Genomic DNA, 15,599 nt, shown 5'->3' on the forward strand with positions numbered 1-15,599 from the left:
TACCCGATCGGAGCATAGTTCCGTTAGCGCAGTTGGTGAAAGTACGTTAGCGGGGTCGGCGAAAGCGCATTAGCGCATTCGGCGAGATACGTTTGCGAAAGTGGTCATTTTTAGATTAGCGCTAACAGAGGACAGGACCGTGGTGGACGGCAGGAGGGCCTGCACCCACGAGAGGCTGAGGCGGGCGCGCTCGTCGCTGTCGTCGCTGGTGTCGGCGGGGACGCTGTTCACCTACCTCGACCCCGCCCTGGCCAAGGCCGGCCCGCTGCCGTCGACCAACAACATGATCGAGGGAGGGGTGAACTCGCAGCTGAGGGGCGTCCTGCGCAACCACCGGGGGCTGACGTCGGTCAAGCGCGTGAAGGCGGTGTTCTGGTGGTGCCACGCGCACTCGGGGGACGCGAGGACGGCGCGCGAGAAGCTCGCCACGATGCCGACCGACGCGGACATCGACTTCCTGTTCAGCGTCTACTCCGCCTCGCCGTCGCGCGAGGACGGAGGGCCGGAGTGGGGAGACAGGGCCGTGTGGGAGGACCTCCACCACAGGGACCCGTACCCGTTCTGGCTGGATTAATGGATGGAAACGGGTGTTCTATCGGGACACACATTTTGTCCTATAAGCCCCAACGGATCAATAAGAAAAGAGGGGGGCTGTCCCGCGTTGATGGGACAGCCCCTCTGGCATCGGTGTGTGCGATACAGCTCGTTAGAAACCCTGGCCGTAGCCCTGGCCTTGGCCCTGCTGGCCTAGCAGCTCCTCCAGGTACTGGCGCAGCTGCTCGTCGGTAATACCGCCGTTGCCGGTGTCGGTCGAACTGTCGTCCTGCTGCTGGTTCTGCAGCTCCTCGTCAGAGCCCAGCTCGACGGTGACCTTCTTCTCGTCCTTGCCGCGCATAAGCGTGATCTCGACCTTCTCGCCCACCTCGTGGCTGCGCAGTGCGATGATCAGGCCATCGGCGCTCGTGATCTCGTCGTCGCCCAGCTTGGTGATGACGTCGCCCTCCTGAATTCCGGCCTTAGCAGCAGGACCATCCTCAACGACGCTCGCCACATACGCGCCGCTATCGGTGCTCAGCTTGTTGGTACGGGCGTTGAGCGCGTTGACGCTCGAAAGCGTAGCGCCCATGTACGGATGCACCGGCGTCTTGCCGTCGATGATCTGGTCGGCAATGTTCTTGGCATAGTTGACCGGAATGGCAAAACCCACGCCCGAGCTGGAGCCCGAATAGCTCTCGATGAGCGAGTTGATACCCACGAGCTCGCCATTGTCGTTGACGAGCGCGCCGCCGGAGTTGCCTGGGTTGATGGCGGCATCGGTCTGAATCATGTTGGCATAGATGGTGTTACCGCTGGTAGAGCTCATGGCCGTGGAGCGATACAGCGCCGACACAATGCCCGTAGAGACAGACTGTTCGTTACCGAACGGCGAACCGATTGCCATGACCCACTCGCCCACGTTGAGCTTGGAGGAATCACCAATCTCGATCGGGGTGAGCTTGGAGGCGTCAGCATCCTTGAGCTTAATGACGGCCAGGTCGCTCGAGGCATCGTTGCCCACGAACTCGGCCTCGTAGGTGGTGCCGTCGTCCATGGTAACCACGTACTGGTCATAGCCATCGACCACGTGGTTGTTGGTGAGAATATGGCCCTCGGTATCGAGCACCACGCCCGAACCGACGCTGCCTGAGTTATCCGACTCGTCGGCAGACTGCGAAAGCGAGCCATTCTGGCTACCGCTCGAAGTGGCAGTGATGGAAACGACGGAGGGCAGTGCCTTGGCGGAGACGGCCTCGGCCAGCGTAGTGTCCTCGGAGTCGATGGTGATCTTTTGCGTCGATGAACCCGAAGCACCCGCCGTCACGGCATTCTTGCCGCCACCGATATCGAGCGTGCCGCTCATAATGAGCGCGATGACCAGCAGAGCGCCGCAGGCACAGCCGGCAAGCGCCGTAATAAAGATCGGCAGCTTTTTGGTCTTGGTCTTGACCACCGTGTGCTTGTTCACGACCTGCGCACCGCCCAGCGGCTTGCCGGTCTGTGTGTCGTAGGCCTGCACGTAGGGAATGTTGCCGTCGGCAGGCGTCGACTCCACCTGCACACGCGGCTGCTGCTGGGTCTCGCCAGCGCTGCCCGCATCCTGGGGACGCTGGGAATCGTTCTCGCTCATGGCTGCGATCCTTTCGTCTAATAACCAAAGGCCCGCCAAACATGTGGCGGGCCATCATTGTTCACGTTGAGTTGTACCCCAATATGCGGGCGCAAGTGTATGAGAACGCAATCTTTTAGGAAGGCTTAAGTTCTGCCGCAGACCCGAAAGGAATCCGTACCTGCGTCAAAACCACCACAAAAGTGCCTGTCCCCTTTGTGGTGGAAAGCTAGTGCTTAAACAGATAGCCCACGCCGCGGACGGTGGTGATGTGCGCCGCGATCTGCGGACCCACCTTGGAGCGGATGCGTCGAATGTGCACGTCGACGGTGCGCGTGCCGCCGCAGTACTCAAAGCCCCACACGCGGTGCAGCAGCACCTCGCGGCTGTAGGCGCGGTTGGGGTGCGTCGCCAAAAAGCTCAGCAGCGAGTACTCCATCAGCGTCAGGTCGATGGGCTCATCATCGAGCGTCACCTGGTAGGTGGCCAGGTTAATCTCGAGGTTATCGATGTTGAGTACATCGTCGGCGGTGACGGTCTCCTCCTCGCCCATCAGGCGCTGCGCACGAGCCTTGAGCTCGTTGGGCGTCGCCGTGGGGCACACAAAGTCGGCATGCGCGTGATTCGGCAGGCGCAGGGTGCCAAGGGCCTCATCGTCGACGATCACCAGCATGGGGACGCCGCCACGATCGTCAAGCCACTTGGCAATCTGATCGATGCGGTCGCTGCGGATGCCATCGGAATCGAGGATCAGCAGGTCAAAGTCGTGCGCCGCTGTCGGCGAATCGGGGGTGGCCAGGCTCACCTCGACACCCAGGGTGGTCGTCAAGCTGCGGGCAAACTCGTGGAAGCGCGTCGTGCGCGCCATGAACAGGGCACTCTTTTCGGACATATCGGCCTCCAAAGAAATGAGCTCAATCGTACTGGAACAAGCCAGCGCGATTAGGAGTTCGCCAGGTAGTGCTTGATCTCCCACTCGGTGATCGTAGACTCAAACTTATGCCACTCGTTGCGCTTCTTTTTGAGGAAGAAGCTGTGGATGTGCTCGCCGAGGGCATCCTTCATAAACTGCGAGTCCTCAAACACGTCGAGCGCCTCTTTGAGCGAGCGCGGCAGCGGCGTGTAGCCGGCCTCGAGCATCTGACGGTCGGTAAGCTTGAGCGTCTCGGCCGTTGCCTCGGGCGGGAGTTCTAGCTTGCGCTCGATGCCGTCGAGACCAGCCGCCAGCGTGACGGCGTTGACCAGGTACGGGTTGGCCATGGGGTCGGGACTGCGCAGCTCGATGCGCGTGGACAGCTGCTTGCCAGGCTTGTAGACCGGAATGCGGACCATGCTCGCGCGGTTGCGCAGGCCCCACGTGGCGTACTGCGGTACGGAGTCGCCACCCGTGGTGATGCGCTTGTACGAGTTGACCGTGGGGTTGGTGATGGCGCTGATCTCGCGCGCGTGCGCCAGGATACCGGCCATGTAGTGTTTGGCGATGTCGGAGAGATGGTACTTCTCGTCGTCCTCGCCCCAAAAGACGTTGTTGCCGTCGTGGTCGAATAGCGACTGGCACAGAAACATAGCACTGCCGTCCTCGCCTGCCAACGGCTTGGGCATAAAGGAGGCGTGGCAACCGCTCTCGTAGGCCTGCTGCTTAATGATGAGTTTGGCCGTGGTGATGGCGTCGGACATGCTCAGGGCCTCGGCGTGGCGCAGGCTCATGCCGTGCTGCGAGCGGCCGGCGGCATGGAAGGTGTACTCCACGGGCACGGACATCTTCTCGAGCGTGAGGACCGTGTTGCGGCGCAGGTCGCGGGCGGCATCGCTCACCGAAAGATCGAAGTAGCCCACGTTGTCGAGCGGCTCGGGGGTGTGCTCGTCGGGAAAGTAGTAATACTCCAGCTCGGCGCCCACGTTGAGCAGATAGCCGGCCTTTTCGGCCTTGCGGAACATGCGGCGCAGGGCATCGCGCGGATCGCCGGCGAAGGGCTTGCGGTCGGGGGTGCACACGTCGCAGAACACGCGGGCGACGCCGTTGTGGCTCGGGCGCCACGGCAGAATCTGGAAGGTCGAAGCATCGGGGAATGCGAGCATGTCGGCTTCCTCGGGCGTAGCAAAGCCCTCGATGGCGGAGCCGTCAAAGCCAATACCCTCCTCAAAAGCGACCTCGAGGTCCTCGGGGCTAATGGCAAAGTTCTTGAGGCGGCCGAGAATGTCGACAAACCACAGACGCACAAAGCGGATGTCACGCTGCTCTACGGAGCGGAGTACGTAATCGATGTTCTGCTGGTTCATGTCGCTCCCCTTTCTTTCGGGCGGGTTTCGACTGGTCTATATCGCAGATACTATCGCAGAAAAATGTTTCCGCAGGGTTAAAGCGTATCAAGCGCTCAAAAAACGTGCGCGAACAGGCGGTTGCGAACGAGTGGTTAGCGTTCAGATTCGGAGACAATTTGTCTACAGGCCCGTTCCAGCGTAGGGAACTCCATCGTCACTGCATCCCAAACAACCGAGCGGTCGACATTGCCGTAATCATGCGCAAGATAATTTCTCATGCCGATAATTCCACGCCACTCAATTTCGGGATGAAGCCGCTGCGAGCGTTCCGACAACTTGCCCGCTTCTTCCGTTACCCTAAGCGCGCACATCAAAAGGGAGTCCGCCAACGCCCTCGTCCGCACGTCATTCGCATGCAGAAACTGGTCCTCGGTGATATCAAAAGCCTTGATGCGCTCGTTCGTTTCAGAGATGGCTTCCAAAACCTCTTGAGCGCGGAGGCCGTCTGACTTACGCGCGATCATAAAGGATCACTCCTTCGCGCTCGATCGCCGCGGCAAGATCGTCATCAAGATGATCACTCGAGACGAGGTCAACCTGCCTCCCGGTTCCTTTGCGCACCGCCTCACCAAACGCCGACAACGCGAAAAGACCAAAGCCCCGCTCGCGATCGACTTCGAGACGCAAGTCAATATCACTATCGGCATGCGCCTCGCCCCGGGCATACGAACCAAAAAGGATCACGGTCTTGATGGCGGGAATCGAGCTGGCTGCCTCGCGAACGGCGGACTCAATCTGGGCAGTATCCAAAATACCCGTCGCGGCGCTTTCGCTCGCAGAGCTTTTACCAAGTGAAGGAACAAACGGCAGAGAGCGCTCGCGCAGCATCTGCCTCATAAACATATTGACCGCAACAGACGAAGTCATGCCAAGCTCTTCGCACAGCTCGGCAAATGAGTCTTTAATTGACGAGTCCACTCGCACACTCAGCACAGACGCAGCCATGGATACCTCCTGTATGACATTGTCTATATATTATCACACAGACTAGCGCGAGGTTGATGCGCGGTGTTCGATGTGGCCGGGGATCTCGATGCGTTTGGGCGCCAGCTTTGCGGCCTCGCCCACGGTGGTGGTAACGACGTCGATGCGCTCGGAAAGGCGCTCGACTACGCGCTCGGCAATGGTGAGGGTGTCCTGCGCGGCCGTGGTGACGCCGCCAAAGAGCACATGGTTCCAGGGGTAGTCGTCAAACGTCGCGATCTTGAGCCCCGCCGGCAGCGAGGGACCAAGCTGCGCCAGCGCCTCGGTCAGACGCAGGAAAACCAGGCCGTTGACGGCGATAAGGCCGAGCCTTTTGCCCGCGTAGTTGCGGATGGTCTTGTCCAAACGGCCAACGCCCGTGGCGCCACCGTCGGCCAGGGTGACGACCTCGCCCGCAAGGCCGCGGCGCGAAAGCTCGTCGGCAAAGGCCTCGGCGCGCTCTCGACGCACGGGGCTATCGTCGCTTGCCTCGGTGAGCAGGCACAGACGCTCGCTGCCCGCAGCTGCCAAGGCGTCTACCAAGCCGGCGACCAGCTCACGGTTGTTAGATGTCACCAGGTCAACACCGCCGTCGGCAACGTCGCGGTCGAGCAGCACGACGGGCAGACGTCCCGCTGCCGCGGCGATCGCCTCGTCATTGCCTCCGCAGGTGTTGACGACCAGGCCGTCCACGCCGGCATCGATAAGTCTGGTGAGCGACTCCGCTTCCTTAGCGGGGTCGTTGCCGCTAATGGCCGTCATGAGCGAGCAGCCGCGCGCCGCGGCGCTGGCGGAAAGGCCCTCGAGCATGGCGCTCGAGAACGGGTTGGCGATGTCAGCCAGAATCACACCGATGAGGTTCGTACGCGAGCTGCGCAGATTGCGCGCGGCGGCACGTGGGCGATAGCCGGTGCGCTCGATAACTGCCGCGATGCGAGCACGGGTCTCCTCGGTCATTTGCCCGGGGCGGTTGTTGAGATAGCGCGAGACCGTGGCCGGGCTCACGCCCGCCTCGGCGGCAATGTCCTTGATTCTCATCTGCGCCATAGCGCACCCCGTTTCCCAATGTCGGCAGTCTGAGCCATTTTAGGCATTTTTTAAAAATCTCGGTTGCAAAACGCTGTAGGTGAGTATACTACAACTCGAAACGAAACCGATTTCGTAAACCGATTTCGGCGAGCGTTGGCACGCAGGTGCAAAGACGCACCCTACCGTCTTGGCACCTGCGTGCCAACGCCATATCAAAGGTGTACGCACGAGTAAAAGGAGCTGCGCGACCATGGGTAAAACGGTTCTTACCTTCGGCGAGATCATGATGAGACTCTCACCCAAAGACCACCTGCGTATTGAGCAGGCAACCGAGTTTGACGTCCGCTACGGCGGCGCCGAGGCCAACACTGCGCTTTCCCTGGCCTACCAGGGCGACAAGGCCGCTTACGTCTCCGTTGTCCCGGCCAACCGTCTGGGCGAGTGCGCCCTGCGTTCGCTGAAGGCCTACGACGTCGACACCACGCGCGTCGTGCGTCAGGGCGACCGCCTTGGCTCCTATGTGTTTGAGGTCGGCGCCTCGCAGCGCGGTAACGGTTGCGTCTACGACCGCAAGTACTCTGCCATCAACATGGCCAAGCGCGACGTCTTTAACTGGGACGAGATCCTCAAGGGCATCGATGTCTTCTATTTCTCCGGCGTGACCCCCGCCGTCTCCGATGAGATGGCTGCCGCCTGCAAGGATGCCCTCACCGCCTGCCGCGCCAAGGGCATCACGACCGTGTGCGACGTGAACTATCGCGGCAAGATGTGGTCGCCCGAGAAGTCGCAGGCCACCATGAAGGAGCTCCTGCCGCTCGTCGACATCTGCATCGCCAACGACGAGGACGCGCCTGCTGGCCTCGGCATGACCTGCGTCTCCGGCTCCCTTGCCCACGGCATCGAGGAGCGCGACACCTACGTCGAGATGGCCCGTCAGATTTGCGCCGAGTACGGCTGCAAGAAGGTCGCTTCGGTCGTCCGCAACATCTCCTGCGTCGAGCGCTCCATCTGGATGGGCATGCTCTATGACGCCGAGAGCGGCGAGCACTGGTTCTCCCCTGCTCACGATGTGCACGTGCTTGAGGGTGTTGCCGCCGGCGACGCTTTCAACGCCGGCCTCGTCCATGCCCTCATCAACGACTTTGACCCGCAGGACGCTGTCAACTATGCGATTGCAGCCTCGATCCTCAAGCTCACCATCAAGGGCGATTCCAACTTGGTGACCGCAGGCGAGATCGCATCCGTGGCATCTGCCGCCGACGGTGGCACCCGCGTCGCGCGCTAGTCCGTCTCCATTCCGCGGGCCGCAGCTTTCCAATCCCATACCCCTGCGGCCCGCTCCCCGATTCCTCCGGCCGGGCAAAACCACCAGTCCCATTCCGGTTTTGTCTGGCATTCCCTACATGACTGGTCGAGCAGCCGGTTTTGGAATTGCTTGAACCCCAAGCAGTGCCTCCGATAACCAATCCAAAATCGGCTCCTGACCAGCACATTTGGTAATCACGCGCCCATGCGCGCTACACATCGAAAGGAACATCATGTTCGATCAGTTCTACACCACGCTTGAGTCCCTGGGCATCGTACCGGTCGTTGTGCTCGACAAGGTCGAGGACGCCGCCCCGCTCGCCCACGCTCTTATGGCAGCTGGCATGAAGTCCGCCGAGGTCACCTTCCGCACCGCCTGCGCCGCCGAGTGCATCGCCGCTATGGCCGAGGCCGAGCCCGAGATGTGCGTTGGCGCCGGCACTGTCCTGACCGTCGAGCAGGTTGAGCAGGCCCGCGCCGCCGGTGCCAAGTTCATCGTCTCCCCGGGTTACAACGAGGACGTCGTGAAGCATTGCATCGACATCGAGCTGCCCGTCCTTCCCGGCACCGTGACCCCCTCCGAGGTCACCGCAGCCGAGAACCTGGGCCTCAAGGTCACCAAGTTCTTCCCCGCGTCCCAGTATGGCGGCCTGAACACCATCAAGGCCCTCGCCGCTCCGTTTGTCGGTCACCGCTTTATGCCTACCGGCGGCGTGAGCACCGCCAACGTCGAGGAGTACCTGAGCTCCTCCGCCATCATCGCCTGCAGTGGCACCTGGATGGTCAAGCCGGCCCTGTTTGCCGACGGCGACTTCTCCAAGGTCGAGCAGATCGCCCGCGAGGCCATGGACGTCGTCAAGAAGGTCCGCGGCTAGGTTTAGCTCTCTATCGTGAAAGGGGGCGTACCCTAGACCTCGCCCCCTTTCTTTTAAAGCGGCTCGGAAGCGCGCCGTTTCCGTCACGAACAAGAACCAAAACCGTCTTGTATGCTGATAGAACGTGACGGAAGCGACACGCCCCCGAGCCGCTTTGTATAATCGGCTGGCAGTCGCGCTCAACTGAGCCACTTCGGTAAAAGCCGAGCCATCAAAACAGCTGCGGCGCCGTCTGGAGGAATGGACCCTTGCTTCCGGTCTTTTCCTCCAAGCGGTGCCGCAGCTTTGTGCCCCGGTTACGCCCCAACGCAGTTGCGGTGAAATAGGGACTGTTTGCGCCACCTAGGCCGCAAAACAGTCCCTATTTCACCGCAACTTATATGGGGATTGATTAGATGAACGAGTCTTTGGACAGCTCAAAATAGTCGGGATGCAAGGCGATAACCGGACCTTGCTCTTCGGGCATCAGGTGCAGGTGTGTCTCTGCCAGATAACTCGCCGCATCGGTATCGCCCCTCTTAATGGCCTCGAGAATCCGGCGATGCTGCCGACGAATCGGCTCCCAATCCAGATCCTGCGACACCATACGCAACCAGTTGTATCGCTCAAAATGCGTGTTGACGCTCTTCATCCAATCCCACAACATGTGACGGCCGGCAATCACGAAACACGTCTCATGGAACAGGTTATCCAGGTCAAAGAAACGGCGCGTTTCGCCATGGTCGAGCGACTCGGACTCGGTAAGAATCTGCTCAAGCCGCTGCTTTTGCTCGGGCGAGGCGGCCGAACAGCATTTAATAAGCACGCTTCTCTCGAGTTTCTCGCGCAAGAAACAAGCATTCTCGGCGCGTTCCATGCTGATCTTAGAAACGTAGGTGCCGCTTTTGGGACGCGTTTCCACCAGCTCCTGCTCGCGCAGGCGCACAAAGGATTCGCGAATGGGCGTGCGCCCGATTCCCGTCTCCTTTTCCAGACCAATCGCCGAAAGACGCGTGCCGGGCCTGAGCTCGGCATAGATGATCTTGGAGCGCAATGCGTTGTACGCCTGGTCTTGCAGGCTCTGATAATGCTGGTGCTGTTCCATAAAGCCCTCGGATAAGTCCTCGGTTAGTCGAATACCACCATGCAATACTATCGCATCCCCCGCCCCCTCATAAGTTGCGGTGGAATAGTTCCTGTTCAAGGCCTTCAGCAGCAAAAACAGGAACTATTCCACCGCAACTACAGCCAACGAGTTGTTGCGATTAGGTGAACGTTCACCTTTTTATTGTTTTTCTCTTCGCAAATAAAATCCCGTGCGTATACTTAGGCTCAAACGAAACCGATTTCGTTGAGCGTGGGCAATAGGATGCTAAGACGCACCCTACCATCTTGGCATCTTATCGCCCACGCAATACCATTTGCTTTCTTCCCGTCTCGTTGGACCTTTAGTCCCATTCCGGCACAGCGAGACACTTCCTAGACGACTGACCATGGGGCCGGCTTTTCTGCTTTTGCAGCAGTGCCTCCGATAACCCTCTTTTGCCGGCCCGGGTAAGCTTTTTCACACAACCGAAAGGACGGGTAGCAACATGCGACCGCTCATCATCATGCATGGCGAGAACATCGACTGGCGCCATACCGTCATCAGAACGCTGATGTATCTGGTGGGCGTTGCAGTACTGGCACTCGGTATGAGTCTCCAGACGGCATCCGGCCTGGGCGTCGCCGCGCTCACGTGCTTTGCCACAACCCTATCCATGCTCACTGGTAAGACGCTCGGCTTTTGGATCACCGCAACCTACGTCGCCTACATCGTGGCGCAATTAGCCATCTTGCGAAGCGAGTTCCAGCCGCGCATCCTGCTCGAGTTGTTCTTCTCAACGCTGATTGGCGGCTTGACCGACCTCTTCATGGCGGTCAACCCACTGCATCCCACGGCACTCCCCACACAGATTGCGACCATGCTGCTCTCCCTCGCTGTCACCGCATTCGGCGTAAGTCTCGTCGTCAACATGGGCGTTGTCCCCAACGCGCCCGACGGCTTGGTGCAAGTCATTGCCGGAAAGCTTAAACGCCGCTTTGGTGACGTAAAAGTCGTGTTTGACTGCTCACATGTCGCCGCCTCGCTCGCGTTGTCGCTGATCTTTATGTACAACCTGGGCGGCTTTGGCGTCACGACCGCCATCTCGGCACTGTTCCTGGGCCATGTCATCAACGTTGCCAACAAGCTGTTCGCCCAGCGCTTTATCCGCGCGGCATTCGGAAAATAGCACCACCGTAAGAACCCGCGAACAGCGCTATACGTTGCTATATCTCACCATACTTTGCTATATCTTGCTATACTTTGCTATATCTTGCTATATCTTGAGCAAAGGTGGCTCACATGCAAACAAACCCTTTTAAGCCCACAGCAGGTAAAACACCCCCCACGATTATCGGCCGCGAAGATGTACTCGAAGAATTCAATGAAGGCCTCGTCAACGGGCCTGGTGCCCCGGGGCGCCTAATGCGCATAGCCGGCGTCCGTGGAACGGGCAAGACGGTCCTCCTTGACGAGTGCTCACGTTTGGCGCAAAGCCGTGGCTGGACGGTCATAAAAGAGGTCGCAACCGAGGGACTTTGCCAGCGCATTCTCGAACAGCTGCAGCCCAAATTCCAGGCCAAACACGCCAGATTTGAGCCCACCGTAGCTGGCATATCCATCGGCAGCATAGACATTGAGCGAATCGGCCCATCGCTACGCGACGCTTTGAGACAGACAATATCCAAGAATGGAAACGGCCTGCTCATCACTCTCGACGAAGTTCAAGACGCAGAGCTCGATGAGGTCCGAACGCTCTCCATTGCGATTCAGCAGGTTATCGGCGAAGACCTTGATATCGCCTTTGTTTTTGCGGGTCTGCCTTCGATGATTGAAAGCATCATCAACGGAAAGACACTTGCGTTTTTGCGCCGCGCCCTCCCCTTTGACCTGAAGGCTGTGGCAGTAACCGAAGTGTTGTATTCCCTCGAGGAAACCATTGAAGCGTCTGGCGTGGAGTTGCAGCCAGGTATTGCCGGCCAACTTGCCGAGGCAACGCAAGGCTATCCTTTCATGATCCAACTCGTTGGATACTACGCATGGCAGTTGGCAAGACGCGCACATACAGCGATTATTGGAGAAGAAGAAGCCGAGCGTGGCATTGCAACGGCACGCGAACGCTTCTGCGCCATGGTGATTGAGCCCGCGCTGCGGCGCATTCCGCCCACGTGCATCGCTTATCTGCTGAGCATGGCGTCTTTGGGGCAGACGAGCTCGACCAGCATGGTTGCCGATGCCCTAAACAAAACGCCTCAACAGGTGAGCTCCGTCCGCAGCCGCCTGTTAAGAGAATCGATTATCGAGGCCCCCTCGTACGGCAAGGTCTCATTTGCCATCCCCTACATGCGCAATTACCTCTACGAACACAAAGCCGAACTGGAAGTTGAACTGTAGAAGCGGTAACTGCCCTGCAAGACGATAACCGTTTTCGTGCGGATTTATAGCAGACGCAAACGGTTTACGTCTTGATTTGCGTCCGGAATAAGGATGGAAATTGCGCTTTCGTACGTTTTTTCCCTAGACGCAACGTGCTTTCGTCCGACGATACGTCTGCAATCCAGACGAAAAGAACCCCGAGCTCGTATGAACTCGAGGCTCTTTGTGCCGCGCATCTATGAGAGGAGATATTTGATGCGCATGGGCGCTACTCCATGTAGCCACCCTGAATGGCGGAAACTGCATGCTCGGTAAAGAACTTGAGCGTGCCGGAGGTATAGCGATTAGCCTTGGGCTTCCAAGCGGCTCGGCGCTCGGCCAGGACGGCGTCGACCTCGGCCGGCTCCATCTCCTTGCCGGCGATGCCCACGATAGACAGCGAGCGCTCGGGAATATTGATCTGGATAAGGTCGCCATCCTCGATCAGGGCAATCGGGCCGCCCACGGCAGCCTCGGGCGAAACGTGACCGATAGCCGGGCCCTTGGAAGCGCCGGAGAAGCGGCCGTCAGTGATCAGAGCAATGCTCGCGCCCAGCTCGGGGTCGCTGGCGATAGCCTCGGTGGTGTAGAACATCTCGGGCATGCCGGAGCCCTTGGGGCCCTCGTAGCGAATGATGACGGCGTCGCCGGGCTTGACCTCGTGCGTCAGGACGGCGTGAATGGCATCCTCCTCGCAATCGAACGGACGGGCCTTAAGCGTGGCCTGGAACATCTCGCGCGGAACAACCGTGTGCTTGACGACGGCGCCCTCGGGGGCAAGGTTGCCGTGGAGGATGGCGATGGAGCCGTCGGTACCAAAAGCCTGGTCAAACGGGCGAATGATGTCCTCGCGCTTGAGGTTCCATTTCTCCAAGTAGCGGCCGCACTTCTCGTAGTAGCCGTTGTTCTTAAGGTCCTCGAGGTTTTCGCCGAGAGTCTTGCCGGTGACGGTCATGACGTCGAGGTGGAGCATCGACTTGATCTCCTCCATGATGCGCGGCACGCCACCCGCATAGTAGAAGAACTGCGCCGGCCACTCACCTGCGGGACGAACGTTGAGCAGGTAGTGGGCGCCACGGTGCAGACGGTCGAAGTCGTCGGCGGACATCTCGATGCCAAACTCGCGGGCGGTCGCAGGGATATGCAGCAGCGAGTTGGTGGAGCCGGAAATGGCGCCGTGGACCATGATGAGGTTCTCGAAGGACTCCTTGGTCACGATGTCGCGCGGGCACAGGTTGTGTTCGGAGAGCCACACGGACTGACGGCCGGCCTCGCGCGCAAACTCGCGCAGGTCGGAGCTGGTTGCGGGCAGCAGGGCCGTGCCGGGGAGCATAAGGCCCAGGGCCTCGGCGGTAACCTGCATGGTCGACGCGGTGCCCATAAAGGAGCAGGCGCCGCAGCTGGGGCATGCGTTGTGCTTGGCAAACTCAAGTTCCTCGCGAGAGATCTCGCCGCGCTCGTAGCGGGCAGAAATCGCACCGAGCTGCTCCAGGGTCAACAGGTCGGGGCCTGCATCCATGACACCGCCGGTAACGACGATGGAGGGGATGTTGATGCGGCCCATGGCCATAAGGTTCGCAGGCAGGCCCTTATCGCAGCTGGCAACAAAGACGCCGGCGTCGAACGGGGTGGCCTTGGCATGAATCTCGATCATGTTGGCGATCATGTCGCGACTGGGCAGCGAGTAGTTGATGCCGTCGTGGCCCTGGGCCTCGCCGTCGCAGATATCGGTGCAGAAGTAACGGGCACCATGACCGCCAGCCTCGGCAACGCCGGCACGGACCTCCTCGACCAACTCAAACAGGCCGGCAGAACCCGGGTGCGAGTCGCCGAACGTCGACTCGATAATGACCTGCGGCTTGTCCAGATCCTCGATGGACCAGCCAGAGCCCAGACGCAGCGGGTCCATCTCGGGGCTGATGGTGCGAAACTTGCCGGAACGCGGCTGCAGCTTGGCAACCAAGTCGGCTGCCTCCTGCTGAATCTGTGCCTTGGTCTTCTCGTCCATAATGCTCTCCTCTTTTGGTTTGAACGGTTGTACCAATCGTTGGTTAATGAATCAGGTGAAAATGGGTACCGAGCGATGCACTCGGTGAAAGATGCTTAGCTACGCAAACTAGGCGAAGAACGAAATCACCAGGGCGCAGGCAAGACCCGAAAGGCCGATGAGCGTCTCCATAACGGTCCAGGACTTGAGGGTTGTCTTCTCGTCAATCTCCAGGAACGAGGAGCACATCCAAAAACCGGCATCGTTGACGTGCGAGAGGGCCGTGGCACCGCCGCAGATAGCAAGACAGATAGCGGCACGCATGAGCACCGAAGCACCGGCAACCGCGGGCATGGCGGCCATAATGCCCGATGCCATAGTCATAGCGACGATGGAGCTCCGACAGAGGCACGCACCATGACGGCAATCAAAAAGGCAACAACCACCAAAGGCAGCGGTGAAGCCTCGAGCATAGGGCCAATAACCTGGCCCAAGCCGCAGTCCTGCAGCATCCAGCGAATGACGCCGCCGCAAGCGATAACCAGCAAGATCATGCCGACGGACTTAAGAGAGCGGTCGAGCAAGGCCTTGAGCTCGGCGCCGGAGTAGCCGCGGCGCGCGCCCAGCAGATACATCGCGACGAGCGTGGCGAGCGTCAAAGCGACAAACGGCTTGCCCAGGAAGGCGAGAATCGAGGCGAGCTCGGCGGGCATGGGGATATAAGAAGACAGCGTGCCCAGCAAAATCAGACAAAGCGGCGTGAGCACGATGGCAAGCACCATGCCAAAGGAGGGAAGCTCCTTTTCGTCGCTCGCACCCTCGGCAGAGGTAAAGTGCTCCGGAACATCGGTAAAAATGCGACCGCCCACGTTGCGACCCCAGATGACGCCGGCGATCGCCATGGCGATGAAGGCGGTAGGGATACCGACGAGAATCATGGTGCCCAGGTCGACACCGAGCGTGCCGGCGACCAGAACCGAACCGGCCGATGGCGGCACAAACGCATAGCCAGCGGCAAGTCCTGCGAGCAGCGCGATGCCGTAGTAGAGCGTCGACTTTTTGGTCTGCGATGCCACGCTAAACGCAAGCGGAATCAAAACGACTACGCCCACCTCAAAGAACACCGTAGTGCCGATAACCAGACCGGTAATGCCCAGCGCCCAGCTGGAATGACCCTGCCCAAAGGTATCGATGAAGGTCTGGGCGATCTTCTTGGCGCCGCCGCTCTCCTCAAGAATCTGGCCAAACATCGAGCCGAGGCCAATGAGCAGGGCGATGTTTTGCAGCGTGGTTCCCACGCCCTTGGTGACAGTGTCCGCCACCAGGTCGAGCGGCATACCGGCGCCGATGCCGATCGCGAGCGCCGAGACCATCATCGAAAGCACAGGATGCAGCTTGAACTTAATGATGAGCGCAAGCAGCAGCGCGATGCCCACGATAGCGGCGATGACCAGCCTGGTGGGGTCGGCCATAAACGTTGGGTCTGACATCTTT

General features: G+C 59.8%; 13 protein-coding genes and 1 pseudogene. 5 read left to right on the forward strand and 9 right to left on the reverse strand.

Annotated elements, in window-relative coordinates:
• Positions 1-139: 139 nt before the first annotated feature.
• Entirely contained in the window at positions 140-574 is a 435-nt protein-coding gene (locus tag RX395_RS02150) for a hypothetical protein (protein ID WP_316365108.1), read from the forward strand.
• Between the two features lie 132 nt (positions 575-706).
• Here the strand turns inward: RX395_RS02150 and RX395_RS02155 are convergent, their stop codons facing one another.
• From RX395_RS02155 to RX395_RS02180, 6 genes are all read right to left on the reverse strand, one after another.
• Positions 707-2,167, reverse strand: coding sequence for a S1C family serine protease (locus RX395_RS02155; RefSeq protein ID WP_316365109.1), 1,461 nt, complete (start codon positions 2,165-2,167; stop codon positions 707-709).
• Between the two features lie 208 nt (positions 2,168-2,375).
• Positions 2,376-3,038, reverse strand: coding sequence for a response regulator transcription factor (locus tag RX395_RS02160; RefSeq protein WP_316365111.1), 663 nt, complete (start codon positions 3,036-3,038; stop codon positions 2,376-2,378).
• A 50-nt stretch (positions 3,039-3,088) separates the two neighbouring features.
• The gene (locus RX395_RS02165; protein WP_316365113.1) at positions 3,089-4,426 is read right to left on the reverse strand and encodes a glutamine synthetase family protein; all 1,338 of its coding nucleotides are present in this window, start codon (positions 4,424-4,426) and stop codon (positions 3,089-3,091) included.
• A gap of 134 nt (positions 4,427-4,560) precedes the next feature.
• Positions 4,561-4,932: a HepT-like ribonuclease domain-containing protein gene (locus RX395_RS02170; RefSeq protein ID WP_117821032.1), complete on the reverse strand. Its 372-nt coding sequence runs from the start codon at positions 4,930-4,932 to the stop codon at positions 4,561-4,563.
• A complete protein-coding gene (locus tag RX395_RS02175) occupies positions 4,919-5,413 on the reverse strand; it encodes a type II toxin-antitoxin system RelB/DinJ family antitoxin (protein WP_316365116.1) in 495 nt (164 codons plus the stop codon). Before RX395_RS02175 ends, RX395_RS02170 begins: the two co-directional genes overlap by 14 nt.
• A gap of 42 nt (positions 5,414-5,455) precedes the next feature.
• On the reverse strand, positions 5,456-6,478 hold the full coding sequence (locus RX395_RS02180; protein WP_316365119.1) for a LacI family DNA-binding transcriptional regulator: 1,023 nt from the start codon (positions 6,476-6,478) through the stop codon (positions 5,456-5,458).
• A gap of 232 nt (positions 6,479-6,710) precedes the next feature.
• Here RX395_RS02180 and RX395_RS02185 point away from each other — a divergent pair, with 232 nt between their 5' ends.
• Complete coding sequence (locus RX395_RS02185) at positions 6,711-7,745, forward strand: sugar kinase (RefSeq protein WP_316365121.1); 1,035 nt, start codon at positions 6,711-6,713, stop codon at positions 7,743-7,745.
• Positions 7,746-7,998: 253 nt separating this feature from the next.
• Complete coding sequence (gene eda, locus RX395_RS02190; RefSeq protein WP_316365122.1) at positions 7,999-8,640, forward strand: bifunctional 4-hydroxy-2-oxoglutarate aldolase/2-dehydro-3-deoxy-phosphogluconate aldolase; 642 nt, start codon at positions 7,999-8,001, stop codon at positions 8,638-8,640.
• 391 nt (positions 8,641-9,031) lie between these two features.
• Here the strand turns inward: eda and RX395_RS02195 are convergent, their stop codons facing one another.
• Positions 9,032-9,838, reverse strand: a complete 807-nt coding sequence (locus RX395_RS02195; protein WP_316365124.1) for a GntR family transcriptional regulator — start codon at positions 9,836-9,838, stop codon at positions 9,032-9,034.
• A 373-nt stretch (positions 9,839-10,211) separates the two neighbouring features.
• Here RX395_RS02195 and RX395_RS02200 point away from each other — a divergent pair, with 373 nt between their 5' ends.
• Entirely contained in the window at positions 10,212-10,892 is a 681-nt protein-coding gene (locus RX395_RS02200) for a YczE/YyaS/YitT family protein (protein WP_316365126.1), read from the forward strand.
• 113 nt (positions 10,893-11,005) lie between these two features.
• The gene (locus RX395_RS02205; RefSeq protein ID WP_316365128.1) at positions 11,006-12,097 is read left to right on the forward strand and encodes an ATP-binding protein; all 1,092 of its coding nucleotides are present in this window, start codon (positions 11,006-11,008) and stop codon (positions 12,095-12,097) included.
• Positions 12,098-12,347: 250 nt separating this feature from the next.
• Here the strand turns inward: RX395_RS02205 and ilvD are convergent, their stop codons facing one another.
• Together ilvD and RX395_RS02220 are read right to left on the reverse strand one after the other, a co-directional pair.
• Positions 12,348-14,126: a dihydroxy-acid dehydratase gene (ilvD, locus tag RX395_RS02210; RefSeq protein ID WP_316365129.1), complete on the reverse strand. Its 1,779-nt coding sequence runs from the start codon at positions 14,124-14,126 to the stop codon at positions 12,348-12,350.
• A 108-nt stretch (positions 14,127-14,234) separates the two neighbouring features.
• Positions 14,235-15,595, reverse strand: a pseudogene (locus tag RX395_RS02220) (GntP family permease).
• Positions 15,596-15,599: the final 4 nt, after the last annotated feature.

Source organism: Collinsella aerofaciens (assembly GCF_032584215.1).
Classification (GTDB): Bacteria; Actinomycetota; Coriobacteriia; order Coriobacteriales; family Coriobacteriaceae; genus Collinsella.

Bases quoted from the DNA above. Each gene is read 5' to 3' on its own strand.
- RX395_RS02170 (WP_117821032.1), bottom strand. From the start codon at position 4,932: ATGATCGCGCGTAAGTCAGACGGCCTCCGCGCTCAAGAGGTTTTGGAA.
- RX395_RS02205 (WP_316365128.1), top strand. From the start codon at position 11,006: ATGCAAACAAACCCTTTTAAGCCCACAGCAGGTAAAACACCCCCCACG.
- ilvD (WP_316365129.1), bottom strand. From the start codon at position 14,126: ATGGACGAGAAGACCAAGGCACAGATTCAGCAGGAGGCAGCCGACTTG.
- RX395_RS02175 (WP_316365116.1), bottom strand. From the start codon at position 5,413: ATGGCTGCGTCTGTGCTGAGTGTGCGAGTGGACTCGTCAATTAAAGAC.
- RX395_RS02200 (WP_316365126.1), top strand. From the start codon at position 10,212: ATGCGACCGCTCATCATCATGCATGGCGAGAACATCGACTGGCGCCAT.
- RX395_RS02155 (WP_316365109.1), bottom strand. From the start codon at position 2,167: ATGAGCGAGAACGATTCCCAGCGTCCCCAGGATGCGGGCAGCGCTGGC.
- RX395_RS02180 (WP_316365119.1), bottom strand. From the start codon at position 6,478: ATGGCGCAGATGAGAATCAAGGACATTGCCGCCGAGGCGGGCGTGAGC.
- RX395_RS02160 (WP_316365111.1), bottom strand. From the start codon at position 3,038: ATGTCCGAAAAGAGTGCCCTGTTCATGGCGCGCACGACGCGCTTCCAC.
- RX395_RS02185 (WP_316365121.1), top strand. From the start codon at position 6,711: ATGGGTAAAACGGTTCTTACCTTCGGCGAGATCATGATGAGACTCTCA.
- eda (WP_316365122.1), top strand. From the start codon at position 7,999: ATGTTCGATCAGTTCTACACCACGCTTGAGTCCCTGGGCATCGTACCG.
- RX395_RS02165 (WP_316365113.1), bottom strand. From the start codon at position 4,426: ATGAACCAGCAGAACATCGATTACGTACTCCGCTCCGTAGAGCAGCGT.